Source organism: Novosphingobium sp. ERW19, from assembly GCF_012641315.1.
In the GTDB taxonomy this organism is placed as follows: Bacteria; Pseudomonadota; Alphaproteobacteria; order Sphingomonadales; family Sphingomonadaceae; genus Novosphingobium.
The window spans coordinates 1-25,306 of record NZ_JABAIC010000002.1 but is presented as its reverse complement, the minus strand read 5'-3'; the positions used below and the strand labels follow the sequence as shown (position 1 = coordinate 25,306).

Below are 25,306 nucleotides of genomic sequence, written 5' to 3'. Positions count from 1 at the left end.
CGGGACGGGCCGTGCCGGTCAGATCGAGTCCGTCAGATGCGGGCGAGGCTGGCGCCCCAGGTGAAGCCGCCGCCCATGGCTTCGAACATCACCAGATCGCCCTGCTTGATGCGGCCATCGCGCATCGCGACATCGAACGCGAGCGGAACCGAGGCCGCGCTGGTGTTGGCGTGCTGATCGACGGTGACGACCACTTTCTCGGCGGGAAGGTCGAGCTTGCGCGCGGTGGCGTCGAGGATGCGGAAGTTGGCCTGGTGGGGCACGACCCAGTCAATCTCTTCCGCAGCGTGGCCCGTGGTTTCAAGCACTTCGCGCAAGACATTGGCAAGATTGGTGACCGCGTGGCGAAACACCTCGCGGCCCTTCATGCGGACCTTGCCGACCGTGCCGGTGGTGGACGGACCGCCATCGACATAGAGCAGCTCGTTGTGCGCACCATCGGCATGGAGGCGTGAAGCCAGTACGCCAGGCGCCTTGGGATCGGTTTCGTCAACGTCCTGCGCTTCGAGCACGATGGCGCCTGCGCCATCGCCGAACAGAACGCAGGTGGTGCGATCTTCCCAATCGAGAATCTTGCTGAAGGTCTCAGCGCCGATCACCAGCGCGCACTTGGCCATCCCGGTACGGATCATCGAATCCGCAGTGGCCATGGCGTAAAGAAAGCCCGAGCAAACCGCCGCGACATCGAACGCGATGCCACCGTTGCAGCCAAGGTTGTGCTGGACGATGGTGGCGGTGGCCGGAAAGGTCTGGTCGGGCGTTGCCGTGGCAAGGACGATCAGATCGACCTTCGTAGCATCCACGCCAGCCGCTTCGAGCGCACGACGGGCAGCCGCAGTGGCGAGGGTAGACGTGGTCTCCCCTTCCCCGGCAATATAGCGTTGGCGGATGCCGGTGCGCTCAACGATCCATTCGTCGGTCGTATCGACCATCGTCGCCATTTCGGCATTGGTGACGCAGCGCTTTGGCAGGGCCGAGCCGCTGCCACGGATGATCGAACGCACGGTCATGCTGCGTCCTCGCCGGTAGCGGCAGGGGCCGTGCTGCGGCCAGAGCGACCGGAAGTGCGGCCAGAAGTCCTGATCGTCTCGGCGCCAAGGCGCGCAAGGTCGGCTTCGATACGCTCGGTCAGGTTTTCCTCCAGCAGGCGGGCGGTGACGGCGACGGCATTGGCGACGCCGAGCGCCGAGGCGCTGCCGTGGCTTTTCACAACCACGCCGTTGAGGCCGAGGAAGACCGCACCGTTATGGTTGTTGGGATCAAGATGGTGCTTGAGCAGCTCGGTGGCGGGGCGCGAGATCAGGAATCCGAACTTCGAGCGCAGCGACGAGGAGAAGCTGCGACGGAGCAGATCGGCGACGAAGCGGGCCGCGCCCTCCATCGACTTCAATGCGATATTGCCGGAGAAGCCATCGGTGACGACGACATCGCAATCGCCGCGCGAAAGCTTGTCAGCCTCGGTAAAGCCATCGAAGCTGAGCGCGAGGTCTTCGCCCAGCGCCTTGAGCTGGGTGGCGGCATCGCGCAGGGAATCGGTGCCCTTGGTCTCTTCAGTGCCGATGTTGAGGAGGCGCACGCGCGGGGATTCAAGGCCGTTGACGATGCGGGCATAAGCCGCGCCCATGATCGCAAACTGCACGAGGTTGCGGGCATCGCAATCGGTGTTGGCACCGAGATCGAGCATAATCAGGTCGTGCTCGCCAAGCGTCGGCAGCAGGGCCGAAAGCGCAGGGCGATCAATGCCAGGCATGGTGCGCAAGGCGAGCTTGGCCATGGCCATGAGCGCGCCGGTGTTGCCCGCGCTGACAGCAGCGCCGGCATGACCCTGCTTCACCGCGTTGATCGCCAGACCCATCGACGTGGTCTTGGCGCGGCGGAGGGCCTGGGTCGGCTTCTCGTCACCCGACACAACGTCGGGCGCGTGAAGGATTTCCGAAGCCTCGCGAAGATTGGGGTGGTTTTCGAGGGCCTGCTTGATGCGGCCCTCGTCACCAACGAGGAGGAACTTGAAACGGTCATGGCGACGACGGGCAAGCGCCGCGCCTTCGACCATCACGCGCACGCCCTCATCACCGCCCATCGCATCGACGGCGATACGCGGCAGGCTCATGTCCTCAGTCCCCCCGTTTTAAGGCTTAGAGCCCGACGGCGATGACTTCGCGACCGTTGTAGTGACCGCAAGCGTTGCAGAGGTTGTGCGGGCGCTTGAGTTCACCGCAGTTGGAGCATTCGTGGAACGCTTCGACGCTGAGGGCGTCATGGCTGCGGCGCATGCCACGGCGTGAGGGCGAAGTCTTTCTTTTGGGGACGGCCATCTCGGCACCTGTTCTTAGAATTGCGTAGTTTTGTTGCGGGCGCGATAGGGAAAACCGGTCCATCGCACAAGCCCTGTTTGCGGCAGGACCCGTACGCGGCGAAGGACGCCAGACAGACACGGGATTCGCCAATCACTGGGCGAAGGCGCGCCTATACGGATTTTCTGGTGCTTTGCAAGCGCGCCCGCGCTAGCTTCGGCCCCAGATCCCAGGACGGACAAACACAAGGGGGAGTACCTGAAAGCATGCTTATACTGCCAATCACGCTGTGCGCGGCTGCGGCCGCGGCGGCGATCAACATCTGGCTTTCGATCCGTTGCGGCATGGTTCGCGCCGCCAAGAAGATCAGCATCGGCGATGGCGGCGACATGGACCTGATCGCGCGGATGCGGGCGCAGGCGAATTTTGTCGAGAACACGCCCATAGTGCTCGTGCTGATTGCGGCAGTCGAGCTTGCGCGGACTGGCAATCCTTACTTGATGGGCGCGGCGGCGGTCTATCTGCTGGGCCGCGTCGGCCACGGCATCGGCATGGACGGCGGGCCGCTGGGCTTCCTGCGCGGTGTCGGCACGCTCACGACCATGCTGACCCAGCTTGGGCTTGGCGTCTGGGCGGTGTCGATCGCCTTGGACATGTGACAGTTGCAGGGGTGGTGCAGCGACATGCCCACCCCCAGCCCCTCCTGCGTGCGGGAGGGGATATTCCTCAGCTCAGGGCATAATCGCTGACATAGGCATTGGTCTGGCGTTCACGGCCGAACGTGCTGTTGGGGCCGTGGCCGGGGACGAAGGTCACGTCGTTGCCGAGCGGCCAGAGCTTCTGCGTGATTGAATCGATCAGGTCCTGATGATTGCTCATTGGGAAATCGGTGCGGCCAATCGACCCCTGGAACAGCACGTCGCCGACGATTGCCACCTGCGACGGCGCGTGATGGAACACGACATGGCCGGGGGTGTGGCCGGGGCAGTGAATCACGTCGAGCTCAACTTCGCCTACCGTGACCTTGTCGCCATCGTTGAGCCAGCGGGTGGGCTCGAACACCTCGGCGGGAATGCCCCAGCGCTGCGAATCTTCATCGAGTTGCGCGATCCAGAAGCGGTCCGCCTCCTGCGGGCCTTCGATCGGCACGCCGAGTTCTCGCGCGAAAATTCCGACGCTGCCGCAGTGGTCGAGATGGCCGTGGGTGACGAGCAGCTTCTCGATGGTGACGCCGGTCATCTCGATCGCCTTGCGCAGTTTGTCGAGATCGCCTCCGGCATCGATGAATGCACCACGCATGGTCTTGGTGCACCAGACCAGCGTGCAGTTCTGCTGCAAAGGCGTGACGGGGATGATCGCGACCTTGAAGGGCGGCTGCGCGGCGGTTTGTGTGGCGGCTTCGGTCATGCCTGCCGATTTGGAGCGAAGGCACCGCAATTGCAATGCTTCGGTCCGGTGCCTAACCTTGCCCGATGATATCGATACGCCCTTCCCGACTTGAAGATGGCGAGCGAGCGCTGGAAATCTGGGCTTGTGCCGTGGACGCCACGCACGATTTCCTTTCAGCTGAAGACCGGCTGGCGATTGGGGAAGAGGTTGCGGGCTTTCTTCCCGAAACGCCCATGACGCTCGCTGTAGATGCGAGCGACCGTGCCTTGGGCTTCATGATCGTGGACGATGGAAGCGTCGAAGCGCTGTTCGTTGATGCTGCCTGCCATGGCCAAGGGGTTGGCAAAGCCTTGATCGAACATGCAACCCGGGTTCTTGGAGCGCGGCGCCTTGAGGTCAACGAGCAGAATGTAGGCGCGCGCGGCTTCTACCGCCGGATGGGCTTTAGAGAGATCGGCCGCAAGGAGTTGGACAGCCAGGGGCGGCCCTATCCGCTGATCGTCATGGAATTGCGCGGCTAGAGTCGGCCGCCTTTCCAGACGACGCGGCCGACCAGTTCGACCTCGTTCAGCAGGCGCTCCAGACGGGGATAGGCGGGATTGTCGGAGATGATCCGAACCATGCCGCCAGGGCCGGATTCGAGGCGCTTGACCAGCAGCACGTCATCGAGCCGGATCACATGGATCCCCGCGCGCAAGGGGCGCGGGGTGCGGTCGACGAGGATCTCGTCACCATCGCGCAAGGTTGGCTCCATCGAATCGCCTTCGACTTCGATCACCGAGAGCATTGCCGGCTCGAGCCCCTGCCCCTTGAGCCAACGGTGATTGAAGCGCAGGCGGCCGGAGGGAATTTCCTCTGCCGGGAGCGTGCCGGGACCAGCTGACGCGCCCAGCGGCAGGCGGGGAATGTCAGCCCATTCGGCGGCAATGGCCCGAGGGGGTGTGACGCCACGCGGTGCCCCCTGCCCGGCGGTAATTACACCGCCGCGGGGAGAGGCACCAAGTTCGCTTTCCGGAACGCCGAAGAATTCGGCCAGCGTGCGGCGGTCATTCTCTTCGAGCTTGCGCGGGCTGCCCTTGCGGACGAATTGCTGGAGATAGGTCGTGTTCCGACCGATCAGCGCCGAGAGCGCCGAGAGGCTGACGCCGCGCTGCGTGGCAAGGCTGACAAGACGAGCGCGCGCGCCGTCGTCGGATTCGTTGTCTGCCGGGACCATCTTCGCCTTACTCCGATTTCGAAGGACTTTTCCTAGCATTGTAGGATTTGGAGATCAACATAGGAAAAATCCTATTTCGAGTCGTCTCCGCGACTCCGCAGCTGGAGGTCAAGAAACGCCATGTTGCTTCGCAAGATCGAGAGCTTCCTTCGCCAGACGGGCATGCCGGTCACCAAATTCGGCCGCCTTGCCGCCCGCGATCCCCGTCTTGTCGGGGACCTGCGCAATGGCCGGGAGCCGCGTTCCGGAACGGTGGAACGTATAGAACATTTCATGAACAACTTCGGAGGGAATGTCCATGCTGCTTGATCCTCACGCTTTCGAGACCAAGGCGCTTTGTGAAACCATTCCTCCCCCGCTCACCCCTCGCCCGTCGACGGCCGAGCGCCTGCTGCGGACCGTGCGCGAGATCAGCGGGCCGCATGCCGAGGTGATCAGCCATGACGAGACACCATGGGCGAGCATCACGTTCTCGGGTGCGCGGCATCGGCTGGTCCTGCGCTTTGCCGGCAGCGAGGCAGTTAGTGACGGTGAGAACTTCATCGCGGTCCTGCCCGAGCACGAGTTCAAGCTGCGCGGGCGTCTGGTGGCGGATGCCGCAGTGACCCGGGTGGACCACGAGATCCTGCCCGCGCCGCTCATGGAAGTGGAGTGCGAGCTCCTGCTGCTTGACGAGGACTGAAGAGATCGGCGGGTGCTCTCAAGCGCCTGGACGCAAGGCACAAGCGCTCAAGGCACCCGCTCTCCTCTCCAACCGATCAGTTCGTCTTCGCGAGCAGCGGCGCCGGTTTGGCGCCGACCCACAGGCTCATGTCCACAGCGTTGGACACGCGGAAGACATCGCCCTTGCTGTTAAGGAACAGCTCTTCCATCTCCGGCCGCGTGAACGGGCGGGAGCCAAGGCGGCCGAAGACAGCCATCTGGCCGCCGGTCTCGTCCACGCCGCGATCGCGATCCAGCCCCTTTGACAGAGCCAGGGCCGGTGTCGGTGTGCGAGCCCAGGCGATGAGCTCCGGCTTGGGTTCGGGCGAGAAGCCGTAGAAGTTCGGCTGGCTGGCGGGCGATGTAAGCTGCAGCACCTTCATCCCGTTCCGGCCATCGGCGACATAGGCGAAGAGCGAGGCGTTGGTCGAAGCGACGATCACGTCCTCGGCATCGTTCAGCTGCCCGTCGGCGGTATAGCTGGTGTAGATCGACGGGCGCGTCGGCGCGGTGATGTCGACGATGACCAGCCCCTGCGACTTGGCCGCGACATAGGCGTAGGTGCGGGCAAGGTAGACGCGGCGAGCGTCGGCCAGCGGCACGGTTGCCGAAGGCACGGCCTTGGGCTGGGCCAGGTTGGTGATGTCCATCAGTTCGAGGCCATTGGCCGTCGTCACCCAGAGGTAGCGGAACTGCACCGCCGTGGCGCGGGGATCCCGCAGGGGCACGACCGAGGTGATGCGCGGATCGAGACAGGTCTCGCCGCCCTTCTTCTCGCTGACTTCGCACGGCTTCTGCGAAGACCACGGCTTGGGCAGGTGGACGGTCACCAGATTCTTGTCGGTGACAATGTAGGCATAGTCACCGGCCAGAGTGATATGGCGGGCACCGGTCAGCACGCCGTCCGGGTTGAAGGTCAGCGCGCGGTTGAAGAAGTTGTTGCGAAATTCGCCGTCGGCCAGCGTATCGACGTTGACCGCGATCAGACCTTCGACCGCATCGGTGATGAAGGCATAGCTGTAGATCGGCGAGAACGGCTGCTCCTGATTAAGACCGCGCAGTTCGGGCGTGTTGCGCGTGGGCGCAATCGACTGGTTGGTCGGCAGGGCCATGCAGGTCGCGTTGGTGGTGGCGACATGGGTATCGTGGCCCAAGGGCGAGAACGGCGCAGTGACAATGCGTTCCGAGAAGCCCTTGTTGCCAATCGCGGCGATGTCATAGGCGCGGAATCCGCCCTTCCCCTCGGCTACGTACATGTATTCGCCGCGCATTTGCAGGCAGCGGACCGCGTCCTTGGTGCCTTCCACCACGTTGGCGAACTGTTCCTGCCCGGTGGTTTCACCCGAAAGCTTGCCATCGACGATCTTGCCGCGGGTCCAGTTCTTCAGTTCGCGCCCGTTATCCTCGACGTGAGCTTTCCAGTAATCCGGATAGGCATAGCGATGCAGGTAGGAGCCGATCACCGCTTGCGGTTCGTCCCATTCGGTGACGCGGATAGCTTCGAAACCGCCGTCCAGACCGAACCAGGCATTCATGCCGACGAAGTTGACGTAGTTGGTGCCGAGCAAGAGCAATTGCGCCATCGTGGCGTTGTTGTCCTCGTCCTGGCTGACGTGGCAATCGGTGCACTGCTTGGTCTCGTTCTTGCGAACGGTGTGCGGGAAGTGCGGCGCGAAAGCCTGTGACGAGTAGCCGATCGAGGAAATCGGCGGCTGCTGCACGTAGATGCGTTCGCGGTTGATGTTGGTCGACGACAGGATCAGCGCCGAGGTCGAGCGGATCGGCGCGGTGATCGCCTTGCCCGAGACCGGATTGCCCGAGGCATCATACTGCACCGGATCCGAACCCGACGACTTGTTGCGCTGGTGCTTGCCCAGCTGGAACATGTCATCGCGCGCAACCTGGGGATTATAGGTCGCGTAGTTGCGGGTGTAGTCTTCCTCGTACTTGTGGGTGGCCGACTTCCAGTTCGCCTCGATCGGCAAATGGCAGCCGGCGCACGAGGTGGTCCACGACAGGTGACAGGTGAAACAGGCCATATCGTCGTCACGATGGGCGCGCGCTTCCTTGGCAACGCCGGTGCCGAACTTGTAGACCCCGTCGTCCGAGGCAGACTTTGCCATCAGCTTGGCGCGCGCGGCCTTGGGATTGAAGATCGGCTTGCCGGTGGCGTCCATCTTGCCGGCAAAGCGCGCGTCGACCGAATCCTTCACCAGGCTGACGCGCCACGACAGGTTGGGATCGATGATCGAGCGCTGGATCAGCACGCGACGGCCATCGGCCTCGTTGAACCATTCGAAGCGGCGCTGGCCATCGGCGTTGCGCACCAGGGCAAGGTTGTTGCCCTTTTCAGGGGCCGCCATGTTCGAGGTCAGCAGCGTCGGATAGTTGTCGGGCGTGCCATGGCAGTCTTTGCAGCCGATCTCGACCGCATTGGCAACCTCGCCATAGATCATGCCGTTGCCGTGGCTGTCCTGCGAGAAGTGGCAATCGGCGCACTGCATGCCGATCTGGGCGTGGATGTCCATCATGTGGACGGCCTTGCCGGGATTGCTCTCACCCGGTTCGACGAACTTGCCCTCGCCGGCCTTGCGGAACTTTTCCGGATCGTCAGGCGAGATGATGTGCGCCTTGTCGGTGCCGTAGGAGGACATATCCCCTTCATCGTCGAGCAGGTTGCCGCGACGGTCGCGCTTGAGGATGGCGCGGAAGTTCCAGCCATGGCCGTGATAATCGGCAAACTGGGTGCGTTCCAGCTTGTCGTTCAGGTCATAGACGTTGCGCAGGAATTCGACATCGCGCCACAGGCCGCGGGTGGACGCGCCCTCAGGATTGCGGTCCAGCACTTCGCGCTGTTCGTCGATGTTCGGGTAAAACTGCTTCTTGAAGGTCTTTGCGTAGTCCGCATCGGACATGCCGGCAGGTTTTGGCGCGCGGTTCTCAGGCCCCGGCCACATGCTCGGCGCGTCGGATTCGTAGTCCCACATCGTGTAGCCGAGGTAGGAGTTCAGGAAGATGTTGGGCTGGTGCATGTGGCAGTTCATGCACTGCGCGGTCGGGATGGCGCGGGTGAAGGCGTGGACCAGCGGGTGGCCGCGTTCGCGATCCTGCATGGCGACAGGGCCAGCGCCTTCGTGCGCATCTTCGCCATGGGCATCTTTCTTCGGGTGCCCCTTGGCGTCAAGCCCGGCCATGGCGTGGGCCGAAGCCTGGTCCATCTTGTCATGGTCCATCGAGCCATGCGGCGCGACGCCCTTGCCAGGTGAATAGACCAGCTGTTCGGCCGAGGTGATGGCGCGGGCGCAATCGCCTTCCATGTCGGCCGATTGTTCGGGATCGGTCCGGTCGCCGCCGAGATAGGCGCGCTTGCCGCCGAGCACGGTGCCGCGCACCTTGTCGTGATGCTCTTCCTTTTCGGCGTCGTAGGAGCCGTAAGCGCCCTTGCGGTGCTGACCTTCGCGCAGGGAATTGATCGTCGGGTCGGCAGTGATGGTCTGACCGTCCCGCCCGCACTTGCCGTAGTTCAGCGAGTGGCGCGGTTCGCGGTCATTCGCATAGATGACGTGGCACGCCGCGCAGCCCGAGGAGCGATAGTCGCCCGGCTGATCGTTGGTGCCCATCTGGAACAGGAACGGGTCATTCAGGCGCGTCTTGTGGATGTTGAGCACCGGGATGGCGACGCGCAGGCCCGTGGCAGGGCCGCGGTTGGACTGCTTGAGATCAGGACGCCCCGGTTCGTCGAGGCGCTGGATCAGACCTGTGGAGTTGGGCAGGCCGATTTCGGGGAACTGCGGGTTGATGTTGCGACCGCCGTCCTCGAACACGCGGAACACGTCGCCCGGCGGAATCGTGTGCCAGCGCGGCAGCGGATACATGACCGGCAGCGCGCCGCGCGCCTTTTCCTTCGGCGTGACCGTGCCCCACATCGGCTTGCCGTCCGCACCGATCTCCTTCGAGGCCGACTTGAGCAGGGCAGGCTCACCAGTGCGGGTGAAGCTTTCACCGAACATGTAGTTCTTGAAGGGGACAATGCCGTTGTTATAGGCCGCCCCGCCCCACAGCATCGCGCCGGTGGACATCAGCGAGCGTTCGGATGCCTCGATGATCTGCATGTGGCAGGCGCCGCAGGAATCACGGGCGACGCGATAGTCCGAGGGATTGACGAAGCGGATGAACTCGGGGCTTTCCTTGCCCAGGAGCGCGTAGGAACGCTTCGGGTTGGCTGAAGAAGGCCAGCCCCATGCGGCCGGGTACTTCGGCAGGACGTGCGCGTCCTTCATGGCCGCGACATAATCGATCGAATTGCGGTTCCATGACCGGTCCGCCATGACCTTGGTGTTGCCGCCGTGGCAATCGGCGCAGGACAGCACCACGGCCGGGCTGGCGTGCATGGTGCGATGGTCGCTCTTGGTATGGCAGCTGACGCAGCCTGCGTTCTGCTTGTCAACGTAGGCCCACTGTTCCTCGACGGTATCACCGGGCTGGCCGCGCGGCGCAGCAGGTGCGCGGGTATGCGTGACCTTCTGGGCTTTCTCTTCACCCGAAGCGTAAAGGGCGCTCGGGATCAGCAGCACGGCAAGTGCCGCTGTCAGCCATGCCAGCGAGAGTTTGCGGAAGCTGCGCGTTTCGGTCATGGGCTGGGTCATCAGAAGGCCAAAGTCGCGTTGGCGAGGACGGAATAGAAGCGGCTTGCCTTGCCCATCTGGGCGAAGAGATCGTCAAAGCCCGCCCCCGGATCGAGCACGGCGCCCGAAAGGCGGAAGACGAGGTTCTGCGAAGCGTTGGGCCGCCAGATTGCCGAGACGGAAGCATCCCAGCCAATGTCGCGCGGGATCGAACCTTCGTTGCGCAGGACTTGCAGCACCTTGGTGTTCTCGAACCACAGGTGGTTGACGTTGGTCGAGACGCGCACGGTGGGCGTCAGATCGAAATCGGTGCCGAGCCCGACGAGCATGGTGCCGGGATTGGTGAAGTTCGACTGGCCCTGCTCCTTCGATGAGCGAAGCGAGTTCAGGATGCCGTTGCGACCGTTGACCGAGATATTGCGGCCGCCGCCTGCGAAGGGAATCGTCTGGCGGATCCAGTAGCTGGTGTCCGCGCCGGCAAATTGAGGGTTTTCGAAGATGGCATCGAAGCCGCCTTCGGTCTTGTCATAAGGATCGCTGTCGCCACTGGCCCAAAGACCCGAGAGACGAACGCGGGTCCAGTCGAAATCGTAGCTCACTTCGGCAGCGGCCATGAATGCCTTGATCTCGGCCGCGCGGCTGGTGAGGAAGTTATTCCGGTCCTCACCCAGCGCGGCATAGGCCTGCGCGGTGATGTTGAGGCGACCGATATGGCCGTCAGCCGCGTAACCCAGATAGACAACGTCGTACTCGCGGCCGCGCAGATCGCCGATCAGGGCGGGCCGGACCGGGAAGCCGTTGGTGTCGACCGTGATCTCGTTGCGTTCACGGTTCATGTTGTAGGTGACCGAGAGCTGGCTGGTCAGGCCGACAAAGGGAAAGTCCTGACGATAGAGGTTCGCCATGAACACCCAATCGTTGCGCGGCGCCCGGCTGACATCGTTCAGGCCCGAATTGGTTTCCTTCTCCAGCCGCCAGAACGCGGCGAGATTGAACTGCACGCGGTTGTTGTCACGGTTGCCGAAGAGGCGCACGCCCAACTGGTTGTCGTTGAACAGGAACCCGCGAAAGTCCGACTGCATCGGCTGGATGCCGGCACGCATGGAGACGAAATCGTAGCGCTTCGTATCAAACCGGCCAATGTGGTAGTCGATGAAGGCTTCCTGCAGGCCAATGAAACCATCGGTGCGCCTGGTGCCCTTTGACGGTTCAACGAACAGGACGCGCCGCTCCGGCACCTGGACGTGGTTGAGGTTCGCGGCGACGGCGATGCGATACTCGATCACCGGCGGCTTGTAGGCCGTCATGCCCTTGAGCAGGGAAAGGCTGGCGATGAAGGTCTGTGACAGGACCAGGCTGTGGCTGCGACCGAAGGTGTCAATCTCGCCGGGGTTGGTCGTGGTCTGGTTGCCAACCGGGATCGGGAAACTGCGCGGTTCGACCACAGTATCGGAAACCGCGCCCGCCAGCAGGTACCAGTCATCCCCCTTCAGGAAACCGGGACGCTTGCCGCGCGCAAGCGGACGATCGCCCTTGAGCAGATTGTGATGGAACGGATCGAGCTGCGAATGGCAGACATATTCGAGCTTCGGAAATAGCGTGTAGAGCGAGCGGTCCTTCTTGCCGGTTGCCCTGTCCTTCTGCGGGCAGAGCGACGACATGATGCGCCAGCGGTCAGGCAGGGAGACGTCCAGACCGAGATCGCCCACAGGTCCTTCGCCATCGTACTTGTCGTAGAAGGCTTCGGGCGGCGGGGCATTGACCGCACCGGGATTGTCCTGCTCGACCTTCTCGGGAAGCTGCTTGTTGAAACCGGGACGGCGGCGTCCATCGATCAATGCGCCGTCGGCGTCGGTCTCGCCACCGGGCAACGGCGCCTTGCTGTCAACCGTCGGCGCTTGCTGGGGTTCGGCAGTTCCTGGCGCCGATCCTGACGCGTCCTGCAAGTAGAACGTCAGCGGCGCCGGCTGGACATGCGGCGTGGTGATGCCGAGGACCGGTGCGAGAAGGAGAGCGACCTGCTGCATCACTTGCCCTCGCAGACATTCTGGTCGGTGGTGTCGAGGAACGGCGCGAAGGGACAGTTCACATAGCGCAGGCGAACGCCCTGCCCGACCGGCACGACGATGGTATCGGCGCGGATTTCCTTTGGCGCGTTACCGATGGTGCCCGCCTTGGCACCGCCATTGTGCGTTCCGAGGAACGCGATCATGTCGTCCTGATCGATACCGTCACCGGAGATGCCGATAGCGCCGACCAGCTTGCCATTGCGGTAGATCGGAACCGAGCCGGGGAAGATCTGGATGCCATTGGCCAGCCGCTTCTTGCCGGTCGGTGTATCCGGAACTGCAGTGCAACGCTGCACGACATCACGCGCGTTGAGTGAGCCTTCAACAAAGACCGCGTGCTGGAGCAGGTTCGCTTTGACCAGCGCGATCTGCAGACCGGTGGCAAGCGGGCTGAAATCGGTGATCGGGCGCGAGAACGGGCCGTGGGGACGCCCTACCTCGCCATCCGGGAAGAACGGACGCGACAAGTTGCCGCCGGAACGGTCTGCAAAGGCGATCTTGCCGGTCAATGCAGTCTGATCGCCGAGGAAATCGCGGGCGCGCTGAACGAAAGCCGGGATTTCCGCATCGGTATTGGCGAGAAGCTGTTCGGCTGCGACCGGGTTCGAGAAGAAGGCTGCGGTGCGAGCCTTCTGCAGCGACACGTCGATACCGAAGATCGGTGCATCCGGGCCGCGGACCAGGCCGAGCACTTCGCCATAAGTATCGACAACGGAAATCGAGACCTGTGCGCGGCTGTCGAGCGGGCGGCGGATCTGCGCGCGGGCGCGCGTCATGATCGTGAAGGCTTCTTCCAGCACGGCACGCACTTCGGCCGCAGTCAAAGGCGTGCCGACCGCAGCAGAATCGGTCCCGGGCTTGATGGGATAGCGGTTTACGCCAGAACCGTTGCTGAGCACGTAGGCATCAGCAAGCGAGAACTCGCTGGAAGTGGCACGGCGAATGCCGCTCGCTTCGGTTCCATAGGGCGTTCCGGCGAGAACCGCGGTTCCGTCATAGTAGCCACGCACCGGGATGAGAGTGCCAGCCGAGTTGTTGATTGCGGAAAAGCTGGTCTGGAGCGGGTGAAGGCCTTCGACCCGCGCATCCGCAAAGCGCAGGGTGGAACCATCCACCGGGATGCGATCGGCGCGAATTTCAGCCGGCGGTGCGAAGCCCTGAATGCCGGCGAGCGCCATGAACTCTTCAGGATCGCCATCAACATCGGTCACATCGGGATCGTAAGCGTAATCGCCGTCCGCCATCACGCCGATGCCGCCAACGACGACTCCGTTCTTGTAAAGTGGCAGTCCTCCCGGATCGGCGGCGAGCCCCAGCGGAGCGCGCTTGGGACCGATGAAGGCCCCGCTCCCGGCGTTGCCCGTTGCGAAGCGGGCGGAAAGGTCCGAACAGGGCAGCTGGCTGAACTGCACGCCGAAGAGCGGGCCGGATTCAAGCCCCGGCGTATTAGGCGCCGGCGGGAAATGCTCCTGCACGATCATGCTGGCCGTGCGGGTGGAAAAGGCGTTGCCGCTCGACGAAAGGTACGCAGCGGTGACAGCCTTCGAAATGGCTCCCATCGTCGCTTCGACCTCAAGCCCCTGCGCGTCGACTTCACGCGGCGAAATCTCGCCCGTGGCGGTGCGCGGGCTGATGATCATCCGCGTTGCCGCCCCGTTCATGCGGAAAACGGCCAGGACGTTGCCGACACGATCGACCACTGCGATGATTGCCGGGTAGTTGAGCGCCTTCGCCTCTCCCACCGCCTGCGCAATGATTTGCTGGACTTCGGCGGCAGTCAGGGCTTCCTGCGCGGGATCGGCGAAGAAGCGCGAAGACGATGTCGGGGTAGGCGTCGGCGTAAATGTCCCGCCCGAGCCTGAGTCACCGCCGCCGCACCCAGACAAGGTGAGAGAGAGCGCGAGTGCGACGGCGGTAGTCTGCCGGAAAGCCAACGGCATGCGCATCAGCGAAGGCTCCGGATGGATCGTACCGCGCTGCCCAGAGCGCGGCGGAATGCGAGAGGCTGGAAACCGTTCGGATCACGCACGGCGGCATAGGCCTGGTTGATCTGCACGCGCAGACCGCTGGCGGAACCTGCTGAAACCATGCCTTGATTGACGAGACCGTTGAGCAGCGTGTCGACCGCCATGACCGACTGCACCGCGCCTTCGTAATCGGTGTAGCGTTCGCCGATGGCGTCGCTGGCAATCGAATCCATGATCGCGAAGGTCTGCTCCCGCGTGAAGCTGGCAGAGGCGAAGCGCGCAGAAAGCGCATCGGCAGACTGGCGCAGTGCCTGGGCCGCGGCGACGGTTTCGGCACGGTTGGCCAGCATCGCCTTGTGGAAAGCCTTGGCCCGTGCGTCGAACGTGGCAGCGGCATCGGGCGCGATGACCCGTGCCGCCGCCAGCAGCATGATCATGTTCTCGTCGTTATACGGTGGCGTGCCGAGATCGATGGGGCGGCCGGGATTGCGGATTGCCGTGACGTTTCCGTCCTCACCATCATAAATGCGGCGGTGGCAGGAGTGGCAATCGTAGAACGTGAACTCGGGGAAAATGCCATCCATGGCGCGAGCAGGCTGGCTGTAGAGCTCGAGGCTGCGCTTCACGGCCTCAGCCTGCCCTACGGCCCACATGCGCATCGAGTTGGTCTTGCCGCCCTTGCGCTGAACGTAGTCGGCGTCCTCATCATGGTGCTGCTGGAGCGTGGTAAACAGGTCCAGTTCGAACGAGATGCGCGGGTGGCCAGCGGCCATGATGCGGTGGGCGATGAATTGCCCCCTGGCGTCGCCCGAGAAATGGCAGTCAAGGCAGACCTGCGCCTTGACTTGCGGGCGGGTCAGATCGGTCATGCCCTGGGCGACGTTGCGGGCGTGGCTGGCGCCGACGGTGTAGTGGGACGAGAGCCAGCCACCCGAGGCGCCGTGGCACGCTTCGCAATCGACGCCATCGGAAGGACGCGCCGAACCCGGCGAGGCGTGGCAACCGGCACATTCACGCTGAACGCCAGCCGCATCGAGCCCCATCCGCCTGACGATGGCCTGCCCGCGCGGTTCCTGGATCACGCGCCATGCACGGCTGTGCGCACCCGAGGGCGAGGAATCTTCCTGCCAGCGCATGAGCTCGTCCTGCCGAACGACAGCGCCATCGGCGACGCTGCGGCCATGGCAGGTAGAGCCTGCGCATGACGCGACACCGACGTGGCCGCGCAGCACCGCCGGAGCGGTCCCTTGAGCCTGCAGCGATGGTGAAACCAGGGACGACGCACCAAGCGCGGCTCCGGCCATGGCAAGGCAGAACGCCATCGCCATGGCAGCGGAACGCGGTAGGGCCCGGCAAGTTGCCGCGAGCTGCCTGATTCGCAAGATAGTACCCAGCATTGCCCCTCGTCCCCACCGGCCCTGCGTATCGCGCGGCTTTTGCCTTGTGCGATAGCTCTTGCCGGAAGTGCTGCAATGCGACCCCGTTGAGCTTCAGGTTAGGACACTCTTACCCCTTGGTTCAAGTGGCTAATCAGAAACTTTGGAAACATATCGGAAAGACTGGCATCTTTCTGCATCGGAAATCACTTCCTGCGGATGACCATGTTCCGGATCTCGGACATGTCTTCCATGGCGAAGCGGATTCCTTCACGGCCCAGGCCGGAATCCTTGACCCCGCCATAAGGCATGTTGTCGACGCGATAGGAAGACACGTCGTTGACGACGATGCCACCGACGTCGAGCCTGTCCCAGGCGTCCATGACCTTGTGGATGTCGGCCGTGAACAGACCGGCCTGGAGCCCGAACTTGCTGTCGTTCACTTCCTCGAGCGCGGCATCCCAATCCGTGAACTTCGACAGGATGACGACGGGACCGAAGGCCTCTTCGGTATAGACGTCCATATCGCGGCTGCAGCCTTCGAGCAGGGTGGCTTCGAGCATGTTGCCATCGCAGCCACCGCCCGCGAGCAGCTTGGCGCCACCGGCGACTGCGGCGTCGATCCAGGTCTTGAGGCGCTGGGCTTCCTTGGCCGAAATCATCGGACCGATGAAGGTATCGCGGTTCTTGGGGTCACCGGACTTCAGCGTCTTGACCTTGGCGGCAAGCATGTCGCGGAACTGGTCGTAGATGTCGGCGTGGATGATCACGCGCTGGACGTGGATGCACGACTGGCCGGATTGGTAATACCCCCCGAAGATGATGCGGGCCAGCGCGTGTTCGAGATCGGCGTCCTTGTCGACCACCACGGCAGCGTTGCCGCCGAGTTCGAGGACGACCTTCTTCTTGCCCGCCTTGGCCTTGAGTTCCCAGCCGACGCCCGGCGAACCGGTGAAGGACAGGAGCTTGAGCCGGTCATCGGTCGTGAACAGATCGGCGCCATCGCGGCTGGCAGGCAGGATCGAGAATGCGCCTTCCGGCAGGACATCGCACTCCGCCAGCACTTCACCCATGATGATCGCGCCCAGCGGGGTGAGCGACGCGGGCTTCATCACGAACGGGCAGCCCATGGCGATGGCGGGGGCAATCTTGTGCGCGGCGAGGTTCAATGGGAAGTTGAAGGGCGAGATGAAGCTGCACGGGCCGATCGGCACGCGCTTCCACATGCCCATGTAGCCCTTGGCACGGGGGCTGATATCGAGCGGCTGGACTTCGCCGTAGTTGCGCGTGGCTTCTTCGGCGGCGATGCGGAAGGTGTCGATCAGGCGACCGACCTCGCCTTCGGAATCGGCAATGGGCTTTCCGGCTTCGACACACAGGGCATAGGCCAGTTCGTCCTTGCGCTCGGCAAAGCGGCGGACGCAGTGGTCGAGCACGTCGCGCTTCTCGTAGGACGCCAGCTTGGCCATTGGTTCAGCCGCGCGGACGGCACCGGCAATGGCTTCATCGATCACGTCGGGCGTGGCGAGCGCAGTGCGGAAAGCGACTTCGCCGGTGAACTTGTCGGTCACCGCAAGATCGGTGTTCGGCTGCACGGCCTTGTTGTTGAGATAGAGCGGGTAGACGTCCTTGAGCTGTGACACTTGATAACCTCCAACGCCATCCCGGGGCTGACCCGGGATCCCGCTATTTATCGAACCGCCGCAGGGGGAAAGCGGGACCCCGGGTCCAGCCCGGGGTGACGACATGATGAATCGCCTGAACCCTAAAGTGCCTTGGACAGTTCCTTGATATCCTTGTTGAGAATCTGGTCGTTCTCCGAATAGTCGACCGGACAATCGATGAGGTGGACGCCCGGCGTATCGCGGCAATGGGCGAGCAGTTCCTTGAGGTGTTCGGAACTGGTGACGCGATGCCCGTGCGCGCCGTAGCTTTCGGCGTACTTCACGAAATCGGGGTTGCCGTAGGTCAGGCCGAAGTCCTCGAAGCCCATATTGGCCTGCTTCCAGCGGATCATGCCATAGGCGCTGTCGTTGAGGATCAGCACGGTCAGGTTGAGACCAAGGCGGACCGCGGTTTCCATCTCCTGGCTGTTCATCATGAAGCCGCCATCGCCGCAGATCGCCATGACCTTGCGCTCGGGATAGAGCATCGCGCTCATCATTGCAGAGGGCAGGCCAGCGCCCATCGTGGCCAGCGCATTGTCGAGCAGCACGGTGTTGGGGTGGTAGGCCGTGTAACCGCGCGCGAACCAGATCTTGTAGACGCCGTTATCGAGGCAGATGATCGCGTCCTCAGGCAGGGCATCGCGGATCTGCTGCACGAGGTGCGGCGGGAAGATCGGGAAGCGGGCATCCGCCGCGAGCGGTGCGGTGTGGGCGACCTCGGCGGCGCGATAGGCCAGCATGTGATCGAAGTTCCAGGCCGGGTTCGGCTCGACCGCTTCCTTCATCTGCCAGATGGCGTTGGCGATATCGCCGATCACCTCGATGGCGGGGAAATAGACCGGATCGACCTCTGCCGTCTTCGTCGAGACGTGGATGACCGGCGTGCCGCCTTCGCGCATGAAGAACGGCGGCTTTTCGATCACGTCATGGCCGACGTTGATGATGAGGTCGGCATCCTCGACCGCGCGATGGACGAAGTCACCAGCGGAAAGCGCAGCGCAGCCAAGAAACTTCGGATGCCGTTCGTCGATCACGCCCTTGCCGAGCTGTGTGGTGAGGAACGGGATACCGGTCTTCTCGACAAACTCGCGCAGCATCTTCCCGGTCATCTTGCGATTCGCGCCCGCACCGATGACCAGAACCGGAGCCTTGGCATTCTGCAGGGCGTGCACGGCCTGCGCGACCGATTTGGCATCGGCGTTGGGGCGGCGGACGAGACTGCGCTTGAGGGGGACGGAGTCGGTGTGCTCGTCGGCAATATCCTCGGGCAGTTCGATATGCGTTGCGCCGGGCTTCTCCTCCTCGGCGAGGCGATAGGCTTCGCGCACGCGGCTGGGGATGTTGTCAGACGAGGCCATCTGATGGGTGAACTTGGTGATCGGCCCCATCATCGAGACGACGTCGAGGATCTGGAAGCGGCCCTGCTTGGACTTCTTGATCGGCTTCTGGCCAGTGATCATCAGCATCGGCATGCCGCCAAGCGTGGCGTAGGCCGCAGCCGTGACGAAATTGGTGGCGCCCGGCCCAAGCGTCGCGATGCAGACGCCGGTCTTGCCGGTGTGACGGCCGTAAGTGGCGGCCATGAAGCCGGCACCCTGTTCATGGCGCGTGAGGATCAGCTTGATCTTCTTCGAGCGTGACAGCGAATCGAGGAAATCGAGATTCTCTTCGCCCGGAACGCCGAAAATGTATTCGCAGCCTTCTTCCTCAAGGCACTCGATGAACAGGTCTGACGCCTTCTTGCCTTCGGCCATTTTTGGTCGCTCCATCAACGGGAACGCGCGGCCAAGGCTGCGTTACCCTCCCCAACTCGGATGCGACCACAGGGCAAGTTCCCGGCGCGTGTCGTTATGGCCCCCGCGCCTGCCCTTGCCCGCATGGCTATCAAAGGTGCGCGCCGCTGTCACGCCCCGCCGTCAATAGCCGAGCGAAAGATCGACCTGCGGCTGGAGCGGCTCGCCTGCGCGGAAGCGGGCGAGGTTCTGGAGAAAACGCGTGACCGAACGCTCGAACATCCGGGTCTGCGCACGGCCGGATAGATGGCTGGTGATGTGGGCATTGGGCACGTCCCACAGCGGGTGATCCGCCGGCAGGGGTTCGGGGCTGACGACATCGAGGAAGGCGTGACCCGGGCGGCCTTCCTTCAGGCCCGCAATCAACGCTTCCTGATCGACGACGCTGCCTCTTGCGACATTGACCAGCGTGGAGCCGGGCTTCATCGCGGCAATCTCTGCCGCGCCGATCATGCCTTCGGTTTCGGGCGTAGCGGGCACGGCGAGGATCACCCAGTCGAAGGTGCCGAGCTGACTGCGCCACTCGTCGGGACCGAGCGTGCCCTCTCCCTGCGACCGTCGTACCTTCACCACGTCAACATCGAAGCCTTGCAGCATGCGCTCCACCTTCTGGCCGATGGCGCCATAGCCAAGGATCAGCGCCCGGCTGCCGGCGAGTTCGACCTTGCCGGGACTGTCGAGCAGCCATTCGTGCCGGTCCTGCGAGCGCACGACTTCGCGGTAGCCCTTGGCCACGGTGAGCATGCCCATCACGACATATTCGGCGATGGTGATGGCGTTGATGCCGGTACCGTTGGTGAGGATCACGCCGCGTTCGCGAAGCACATCCAGAGGGAAGAAATCGACGCCGGCATAGACCGAGTTGAGCCACTTGAGCCGTGTCGCCAGCCGGATCGCCTTGTCCATGCCGCCGGGCTGGTAAAGGTCGAACCAGCCAATCTCCGCCTCGGGAGCCAGGCCGAACAATTCCTCGGCGCTGCGGAAATAGCGCGGCTCGACCCAGTCGGGCAGGTGCGGCTCGATCAGCGGCGCTGCCATGGCGTTCATCACGAGGACGGTCATGCTTAACTCTCTCCCGAAAACATTTGCGAGAGACTTAGCCTATCGATTGCGGATTGAAACCCGTTCAGACGAGCTTCCATTCCCAACCGAGCGGGTCACCGTCCATGACCTCCACGCCCTTGGCGGCAAGGTCATCGCGCAGGGCGTCGGAGCGGGCGAAGTCCTTGTCCGCCCGCGCGGCCTTGCGGGCTTCGAGAGCAGCTTCGATTTCGGTCTCCGCGATCTCGACACCCTTGGGTTTGAGGCGAAGCGCCTTGCGATCGAGCGACAGCAGACCGAGACCGAGCACGGCGTCCATCGCTGCCAGCGCGGCAAGCTTTTCCGAGGTGTCGACCTTTTTCAGCGCGAGCACTTCTTCGAACACGGTAAGCGCGACCGGGGTGTTGAGATCATCCGACACAGCTGCATCGAAGCGTTCGAGGAAGGGCGTAAAGCGCGGACCGGGCTGGGCGCCTCCCTCCCCGGCCCGCTCCTTGAGCTGGCCCACTGCAATCAGCATGCGCTTGAGGCGCGTGAGAGCGGCTGAGAGCCCCTCCCACGAGAACTCCAGTTCGCTGCGATAATGGGCCTGCAAGCACATCAGGCGGTAGGCCAGCGGCGAGTAGCCCTTGTCGATCAGAAGCTGCAGCCGCAAGAACTCGCCGCTGGACTTGCTCATCTTGCCCGAGCGTTCGACGAGGAAATTGTTGTGCATCCACACCCGCGCGCCGGAATTGGCGGGGAGTTCCAATCCGTTCGTGCAGCAAAATGCCTGGTTCTGCGCGATTTCGTTGGGGTGGTGGATCTCGCGGTGGTCGATGCCGCCGGTGTGGATATCGAACGGGAAGCCGAGCACTTCGCCAGACATGACCGAACACTCAAGATGCCAGCCGGGAGCACCCTTCCCCCACGGAGAATCCCACTCCATCTGGCGCTTCTCGCCCGGCGGCGTCTTGCGCCAGATCGCGAAGTCAGCGGCGTTGCGCTTGCCTTCTACGGCCTCGATCCGGCCCTCGCCGTCTTCCGTTTGGGCGCGGGCAAGGCGGCCGTAGTCGGCCACGGTCGAGACGTCGAAATAGAGGCCGCTGTCGAGTTCGTAGCAGTGCCTGGCCGCGATCTTCTCGGCAAAGGCGATCATCTGCGGTACGTATTCGGTGGCAATGGTCCACCGTGCCGGCTGGCGGATGTTGAGCGCCTTCACGTCCTCCCAGTAGGCTTGGGTATAGTGCTGCGCGATGTCCCAGATCGACTGTGCCTGCGCCCGGGCCATCTTCTCCATCTTGTCCTCGCCATCGTCGGCGTCGTCGGTCAGATGGCCGACGTCGGTGATGTTGATGACGTGGGTGAGCTTCAGGCCCTTGAACGACAGCGTGCGACCAAGGATGTCGGCGAAGACATAGGCGCGCATGTTGCCGATGTGCGGGTAGTTGTAGACCGTCGGCCCACAGGAATAGACGCGCGCCTCGCCTGCGTGGACGGGCTGGAATTCCTCAAGCTGGCGCGTCAGGCTGTTGAACAGCTTGAGCGGTGCGGAGGGCGCGAAGGGGGCGGGGCCGTGGACTGACATGGATCAGCCATTGCCCCGCCCCCCCGCATCAGGTCAAGTCACTCGCCAGTCTCGCGCGCCGCACCCAGCAGATCGTCATTGCCCGTGCCTGTCACCGGCTCGTCGATCAGTGGCTCGAAGCCTGCTGGCGCGATCTGGTTGAGCTGGATGAGCGTGGTCTTGGTGAAGCTGTCGGTCACCTGCAGCGCGCTGTCCTCGGGGTCGGTCTTCAGCACTTCCTCGACGAGATCGCGTAGCTCGATGATCTCGAATGGCAGCTTGTTGCAGGTGTTGGCATTGACGATCACGCAGCCGTTGACCGAAGAAAGATCGGTGAAGCTTTCGTCGAACGAGATCTGCTCGATTGCATCGACACCAGTCTGGCCATTAACGATGCCATTGATCACGATGTCGAGCTGGCCACCGTCACGCGAACCGATGGTCAGGCTGTTCGCAACAAGTCCGCGGCGGTCATCCAGGCGAGTACCGAGCGAGGTGTTCTGGATAAAGACCTGTTCGTCAGACCGCAGCGTGATCGCATCAGCTTCTACCAGAGTCCGGCCATCGCTGACGCCGTCGTTCAGTCCGAGGCGGTCAGTGATCAGCGCAGTGTCAGTCAGTTGCGCAATGTCCTCGAGCGCTGCGCGCGTGACCATTGCGATCCCGCTGCCCGACAGGAGGAGCGAGCCGCCTCGCGTCTCGCCTTCGAGAAGGCGGATCGAACCCGTTGTAGCATCAAGGTAGATCCCGTCCACACTGCTACTGACCGACAGGGTGTTGCCCGCAGCGTTGCTGATCGAGAGAGCGCCAAAAAACGAGATCAGACCGGTGGAGCGCAAGGACAAGGTGCCGGTCTCGCCAATCTGGCCCTGCACCGTGCCAGCCTGCGCAACAACCGCAAGGTCTCCAACGAGCATCTGCTGCGTACCACGAATGGTGAGGTTCCCGCGCGAGCGGATGCGGGAGAATTCGGCTTGCGAGATGGCATAGCCGCTCACCGTAGAAGCGATGTTGTCGCCCAGCCTCAGCGCCCCTTGGCCGGTGTTGCGCAGTGTGATCGCGTCGGTGTGCGCGGTTTCGCCGAGGCGCCCGCTGGCGCCGATCTCGAGATCGGCCGAAGTAAAGTCCATCGTCACACCGGTGGCCAGCCCGTTGAGCCGGATGGTGTTGCCGGCATTCATGGTGAAGGCCTTCGCCGCATCGGCCACGTCGTTGATGACGATATCCCCGCTCGCGACGATATCGATGTTGCCTTGGCCGACGGCCCCGGAAGTGACGGTGCCAAGCGCGCGGAGCGAGCCGCCCACGGCGTCGGCGTATCCAGCAGAAAGATGGCTTATCACGACATCGCCGTTGCTGGCCAGCAGAGCGATATCGCCCACAGCTTCGATTGTGCCACCGCGGATCGAGCCGCTTGCCGAGAGGTCGACATTACCAGCGTCGGCAAGGATGCGAACGATCTGCAGGTTGCCCACGGAGGCAAGGCCTACGGCATCGGCTTGGACGCTGATCGCGCCCGTCAGTTGCAGGCCGGAGACGTTGACGATTCCGCGGGAAGAAATCCGCGCGGATGCTCCAGACAACGCCGACAATGCAAGATCACCCTCTGTCGAGAGATCTATGTCACCTCCTGCGGCGATGGAAGTTCCCGTCATCGCCGTGTTGGCGGATCGGAACGCGCCACCAGCTTTTATCGTCGAGAAACCAAGGTTCCGGGCCTCGATGTCGACGTCTCCTGCGGCATCAATCGTGCCCAAACTTGCATAACCGCTCACGGCAATGGCGAGATCCTGGGTGCGTGCCGTCAGGGCACCGCCCGAAACCGTTTGGCCACCAATCGCAATGCCCCCGCCCTCGATGCTGCCATATGTGAAACTGCCCGTCCCGGTCGCAATCCGGATCTGCCCGGTGGCGACGAGATCCCCGCCAGCCACGTTCCCATCGGTGACGACGTCAAGCGCTCCCCCGCTCGACATGCGGGTGAAGGTCAGTGACCGGCTTTTCACCTCAAGACCCGTGCCCGCCGTTGCCGTGCCAACTTCAACCGTGCCCGAACCTGTCAGGGTAAAGCTGCCGGAAGCGCCGAGAACCGGAGCACTCAGCGAGCGGACATTGGCAGAGAAATCTGCGCCGGATTGCGCGCTGGCAAGTGTAACATCGCGGGCAGTCAGGTCGATCGATTCACTCGCAACGAGCTGGCCGGTGGTCAGATCACCCACCACGTCGGTACGAAGGTTGCCCGCGCGAGCCGTAATCGCGCCACCGCTTGCCGAGGCGGCACCGATGATCACACTGCCTCCCTCGACGCTGCCATAGGAAAGCGCGTCTCCGGTTGCGACGGTGACTGTATCGGCTGCTGTGGCATGGCCGAGCACGATCTTGCCATCGCCATCGATGGTGATGTTCGCGCCCGAGATCAAATCACCGCCCTGCGTGCCGGTGAGCGAACGGATCTGCACATCGCTCGCAGCATCAACAAGATTGAAGTCAAGCGCACCGGTCGCGGCTCTGAACAGCCTGCCCGCAGTGGCGGTGTCGATCACGCTTGCTCCGGTGCTGGCAATCGTGATGTCGGTCCCCGCTGTCAGCGTTCCGGCGTCAATCGTGGTGCCGACCAACGACAACGCCGTCCCTGCATCAGCCCCACCGAGTTGAAGTCCGCCGCCAGCATCAAGAGTGATGGCAGAAGTGGCCTGAGCGGTGCCGATCGTAAGATTTGAACCGGCCGTCACGGTGACGCTGGCCGGGTTCATGGCCGTGCCACCGCTCCCTGCCCCCAGGCCGAAATTGAAGGCTATGCTGCCAGTATTGTCGCCCGCATTCGAATCCCAGTACCCGACCGAAAGGGTTCCCGTGGCCGGCGCCGTGATCGTGCCGTTGGCGCCGACAAGAACTCTCTGTCCTGCGACCTCGCCCACCAGCGCACCGAACGGCGCCGTGAAGTTGCCGATGGTCAACGAACCGAATGCTCCGCCAATCTGCGTCCCGGGTTGGACGCCCGAATCGTCTTGGGCAGTAGCCAGGCGGAACGCGATCAAGCCATCCGCGTCAGAGAAGCGCGGCAGCGCGCCAGCGCTCCACAGGTCATTCGTCGATGATGAAACCGTAAAGGTCTGCCCCTGCACGACATCGAACACCGGGAGCAGTTGCCCGCCGGTGTATGAGTTGCCCAGCGCCTGCACCACGACCTGCACGAGATTCTGACCGGTATCAGCCAAGCCCGCGAAGATGCTGCCGATCTGGGCATTCCCGGAAATTGCCAGCATGCTGTCCCGGCCGGACCTGCTCGTACCCAGCGTCAAAGATGCAGCGGAAAGGTTGAACGCCCCCAGCACCGTCACGGTGCCGAGATCTGCGCTGTTGCTGATCGTCAAAGACAAGTTGCCATCGCCGGTCAGGCTGAGCGCACCGAGGTCTGCCGCACCAATCGAAATGGCACCTCCTGCCCGTACATCCGTCAGCGAGACGCGACCGTTAGTTGCGATACCGATAGTGGTTCCAGCGTCGAGTGCGCCTGCCTGCAGGCTGTCGGCGCCGAGCGTCATCGTCGTGCCCGCAGTGACCGAGGCCAGCGTCAGTGCGCCGGTCGCGGTCACGGCGATGCTGGTACCCGCATCGAGC

At 63.4% G+C, this 25,306-nt stretch carries 18 protein-coding genes; 4 read left to right on the top strand and 14 right to left on the bottom strand.

All coding sequences use genetic code 11. The annotated features are described in order from the left end of the window. Positions 1-32 precede the first annotated feature (32 nt). From HGI46_RS03480 to rpmF, 3 genes are read right to left on the bottom strand one after another with little or no spacing between them, the layout of a single operon-like run. Positions 33-1,010, bottom strand: coding sequence for a beta-ketoacyl-ACP synthase III (locus HGI46_RS03480; protein ID WP_168903143.1), 978 nt, complete (start codon positions 1,008-1,010; stop codon positions 33-35). Further along, positions 1,007-2,110 carry a phosphate acyltransferase PlsX gene (gene plsX, locus HGI46_RS03475; RefSeq protein WP_168903142.1) on the bottom strand — a complete coding sequence of 368 codons (1,104 nt, stop codon included), beginning with the start codon at positions 2,108-2,110 and terminating at the stop codon, positions 1,007-1,009. The genes HGI46_RS03480 and plsX overlap by 4 nt, the downstream gene beginning before the upstream one ends. Positions 2,111-2,135: 25 nt before the next feature. Next, entirely contained in the window at positions 2,136-2,315 is a 180-nt protein-coding gene (rpmF, locus tag HGI46_RS03470; protein ID WP_039331452.1) for a 50S ribosomal protein L32, read from the bottom strand. A gap of 245 nt (positions 2,316-2,560) precedes the next feature. Between rpmF and HGI46_RS03465 the strand changes: the two genes are divergently transcribed. After that, on the top strand, positions 2,561-2,953 hold the full coding sequence (locus HGI46_RS03465) for an MAPEG family protein (RefSeq protein WP_118074128.1): 393 nt from the start codon (positions 2,561-2,563) through the stop codon (positions 2,951-2,953). A gap of 67 nt (positions 2,954-3,020) precedes the next feature. Here the strand turns inward: HGI46_RS03465 and HGI46_RS03460 are convergent, their stop codons facing one another. Next, positions 3,021-3,701 carry an MBL fold metallo-hydrolase gene (locus HGI46_RS03460; RefSeq protein ID WP_118074129.1) on the bottom strand — a complete coding sequence of 227 codons (681 nt, stop codon included), beginning with the start codon at positions 3,699-3,701 and terminating at the stop codon, positions 3,021-3,023. Positions 3,702-3,766: 65 nt separating this feature from the next. Between HGI46_RS03460 and HGI46_RS03455 the strand changes: the two genes are divergently transcribed. Further along, positions 3,767-4,204 (top strand): acetyltransferase, encoded by a 438-nt coding sequence (locus HGI46_RS03455; RefSeq protein ID WP_168903141.1) that lies wholly within the window; start codon positions 3,767-3,769, stop codon positions 4,202-4,204. On the opposite strand, the gene HGI46_RS03450 is transcribed toward HGI46_RS03455, so the two are convergent. Beyond that, a complete protein-coding gene (locus HGI46_RS03450) occupies positions 4,201-4,899 on the bottom strand; it encodes a LexA family transcriptional regulator (RefSeq protein ID WP_168903140.1) in 699 nt (232 codons plus the stop codon). The two genes, HGI46_RS03455 and HGI46_RS03450, sit on opposite strands and share 4 nt — an antisense overlap. Before the next feature lie 120 nt (positions 4,900-5,019). On the opposite strand from HGI46_RS03450, the gene HGI46_RS22040 reads away from it, so the two are divergent. Together HGI46_RS22040 and HGI46_RS03440 are read left to right on the top strand one after the other, a co-directional pair. Then, positions 5,020-5,208 carry a hypothetical protein gene (locus HGI46_RS22040; protein WP_118074132.1) on the top strand — a complete coding sequence of 63 codons (189 nt, stop codon included), beginning with the start codon at positions 5,020-5,022 and terminating at the stop codon, positions 5,206-5,208. After that, complete coding sequence (locus tag HGI46_RS03440; protein WP_168903138.1) at positions 5,198-5,581, top strand: hypothetical protein; 384 nt, start codon at positions 5,198-5,200, stop codon at positions 5,579-5,581. The genes HGI46_RS22040 and HGI46_RS03440 overlap by 11 nt, the downstream gene beginning before the upstream one ends. Positions 5,582-5,657: 76 nt before the next feature. On the opposite strand, the gene HGI46_RS03435 is transcribed toward HGI46_RS03440, so the two are convergent. From HGI46_RS03435 to HGI46_RS03395, 9 genes are all read right to left on the bottom strand, one after another. After that, complete coding sequence (locus HGI46_RS03435; protein ID WP_240946570.1) at positions 5,658-10,235, bottom strand: hypothetical protein; 4,578 nt, start codon at positions 10,233-10,235, stop codon at positions 5,658-5,660. Between the two features lie 11 nt (positions 10,236-10,246). Further along, a complete protein-coding gene (locus HGI46_RS03430) occupies positions 10,247-12,253 on the bottom strand; it encodes a hypothetical protein (protein WP_168903136.1) in 2,007 nt (668 codons plus the stop codon). Continuing rightward, positions 12,253-14,241, bottom strand: coding sequence for a heme-binding protein (locus HGI46_RS03425; RefSeq protein WP_118074136.1), 1,989 nt, complete (start codon positions 14,239-14,241; stop codon positions 12,253-12,255). Before HGI46_RS03425 ends, HGI46_RS03430 begins: the two co-directional genes overlap by 1 nt. Continuing rightward, positions 14,241-15,590 carry a cytochrome c family protein gene (locus HGI46_RS03420; RefSeq protein WP_240946569.1) on the bottom strand — a complete coding sequence of 450 codons (1,350 nt, stop codon included), beginning with the start codon at positions 15,588-15,590 and terminating at the stop codon, positions 14,241-14,243. The genes HGI46_RS03425 and HGI46_RS03420 overlap by 1 nt, the downstream gene beginning before the upstream one ends. 254 nt (positions 15,591-15,844) lie before the next feature. Further along, on the bottom strand, positions 15,845-17,281 hold the full coding sequence (locus tag HGI46_RS03415; RefSeq protein ID WP_168903134.1) for an aldehyde dehydrogenase family protein: 1,437 nt from the start codon (positions 17,279-17,281) through the stop codon (positions 15,845-15,847). A 122-nt stretch (positions 17,282-17,403) separates the two neighbouring features. Beyond that, positions 17,404-19,059 (bottom strand): acetolactate synthase large subunit, encoded by a 1,656-nt coding sequence (locus HGI46_RS03410; protein ID WP_118074138.1) that lies wholly within the window; start codon positions 19,057-19,059, stop codon positions 17,404-17,406. Positions 19,060-19,221: 162 nt separating this feature from the next. Further along, on the bottom strand, positions 19,222-20,160 hold the full coding sequence (locus HGI46_RS03405) for a D-2-hydroxyacid dehydrogenase (protein ID WP_168903133.1): 939 nt from the start codon (positions 20,158-20,160) through the stop codon (positions 19,222-19,224). A gap of 64 nt (positions 20,161-20,224) precedes the next feature. Beyond that, positions 20,225-21,706, bottom strand: a complete 1,482-nt coding sequence (gene cysS, locus HGI46_RS03400; RefSeq protein WP_168903132.1) for a cysteine--tRNA ligase — start codon at positions 21,704-21,706, stop codon at positions 20,225-20,227. A 38-nt stretch (positions 21,707-21,744) separates the two neighbouring features. Next, on the bottom strand, positions 21,745-25,306 hold a 3,562-nt coding region (locus tag HGI46_RS03395), incomplete at its 5' end, for a hypothetical protein (RefSeq protein WP_168903131.1).

Excerpts from the sequence above, each read along its gene's own strand:
- HGI46_RS03480 (WP_168903143.1), bottom strand. The coding sequence starts at position 1,010 with ATGACCGTGCGTTCGATCATCCGTGGCAGCGGCTCGGCCCTGCCAAAG.
- plsX (WP_168903142.1), bottom strand. The coding sequence starts at position 2,110 with ATGAGCCTGCCGCGTATCGCCGTCGATGCGATGGGCGGTGATGAGGGC.
- rpmF (WP_039331452.1), bottom strand. The coding sequence starts at position 2,315 with ATGGCCGTCCCCAAAAGAAAGACTTCGCCCTCACGCCGTGGCATGCGC.
- HGI46_RS03465 (WP_118074128.1), top strand. The coding sequence starts at position 2,561 with ATGCTTATACTGCCAATCACGCTGTGCGCGGCTGCGGCCGCGGCGGCG.
- HGI46_RS03460 (WP_118074129.1), bottom strand. The coding sequence starts at position 3,701 with ATGACCGAAGCCGCCACACAAACCGCCGCGCAGCCGCCCTTCAAGGTC.
- HGI46_RS03455 (WP_168903141.1), top strand. The coding sequence starts at position 3,767 with ATGATATCGATACGCCCTTCCCGACTTGAAGATGGCGAGCGAGCGCTG.
- HGI46_RS03450 (WP_168903140.1), bottom strand. The coding sequence starts at position 4,899 with ATGGTCCCGGCAGACAACGAATCCGACGACGGCGCGCGCGCTCGTCTT.
- HGI46_RS22040 (WP_118074132.1), top strand. The coding sequence starts at position 5,020 with ATGTTGCTTCGCAAGATCGAGAGCTTCCTTCGCCAGACGGGCATGCCG.
- HGI46_RS03440 (WP_168903138.1), top strand. The coding sequence starts at position 5,198 with ATGCTGCTTGATCCTCACGCTTTCGAGACCAAGGCGCTTTGTGAAACC.
- HGI46_RS03435 (WP_240946570.1), bottom strand. The coding sequence starts at position 10,235 with ATGACCGAAACGCGCAGCTTCCGCAAACTCTCGCTGGCATGGCTGACA.
- HGI46_RS03430 (WP_168903136.1), bottom strand. The coding sequence starts at position 12,253 with ATGCAGCAGGTCGCTCTCCTTCTCGCACCGGTCCTCGGCATCACCACG.
- HGI46_RS03425 (WP_118074136.1), bottom strand. The coding sequence starts at position 14,241 with ATGCGCATGCCGTTGGCTTTCCGGCAGACTACCGCCGTCGCACTCGCG.
- HGI46_RS03420 (WP_240946569.1), bottom strand. The coding sequence starts at position 15,590 with ATGGCGATGGCGTTCTGCCTTGCCATGGCCGGAGCCGCGCTTGGTGCG.
- HGI46_RS03410 (WP_118074138.1), bottom strand. The coding sequence starts at position 19,059 with ATGGCCGAAGGCAAGAAGGCGTCAGACCTGTTCATCGAGTGCCTTGAG.
- HGI46_RS03405 (WP_168903133.1), bottom strand. The coding sequence starts at position 20,160 with ATGACCGTCCTCGTGATGAACGCCATGGCAGCGCCGCTGATCGAGCCG.
- cysS (WP_168903132.1), bottom strand. The coding sequence starts at position 21,706 with ATGTCAGTCCACGGCCCCGCCCCCTTCGCGCCCTCCGCACCGCTCAAG.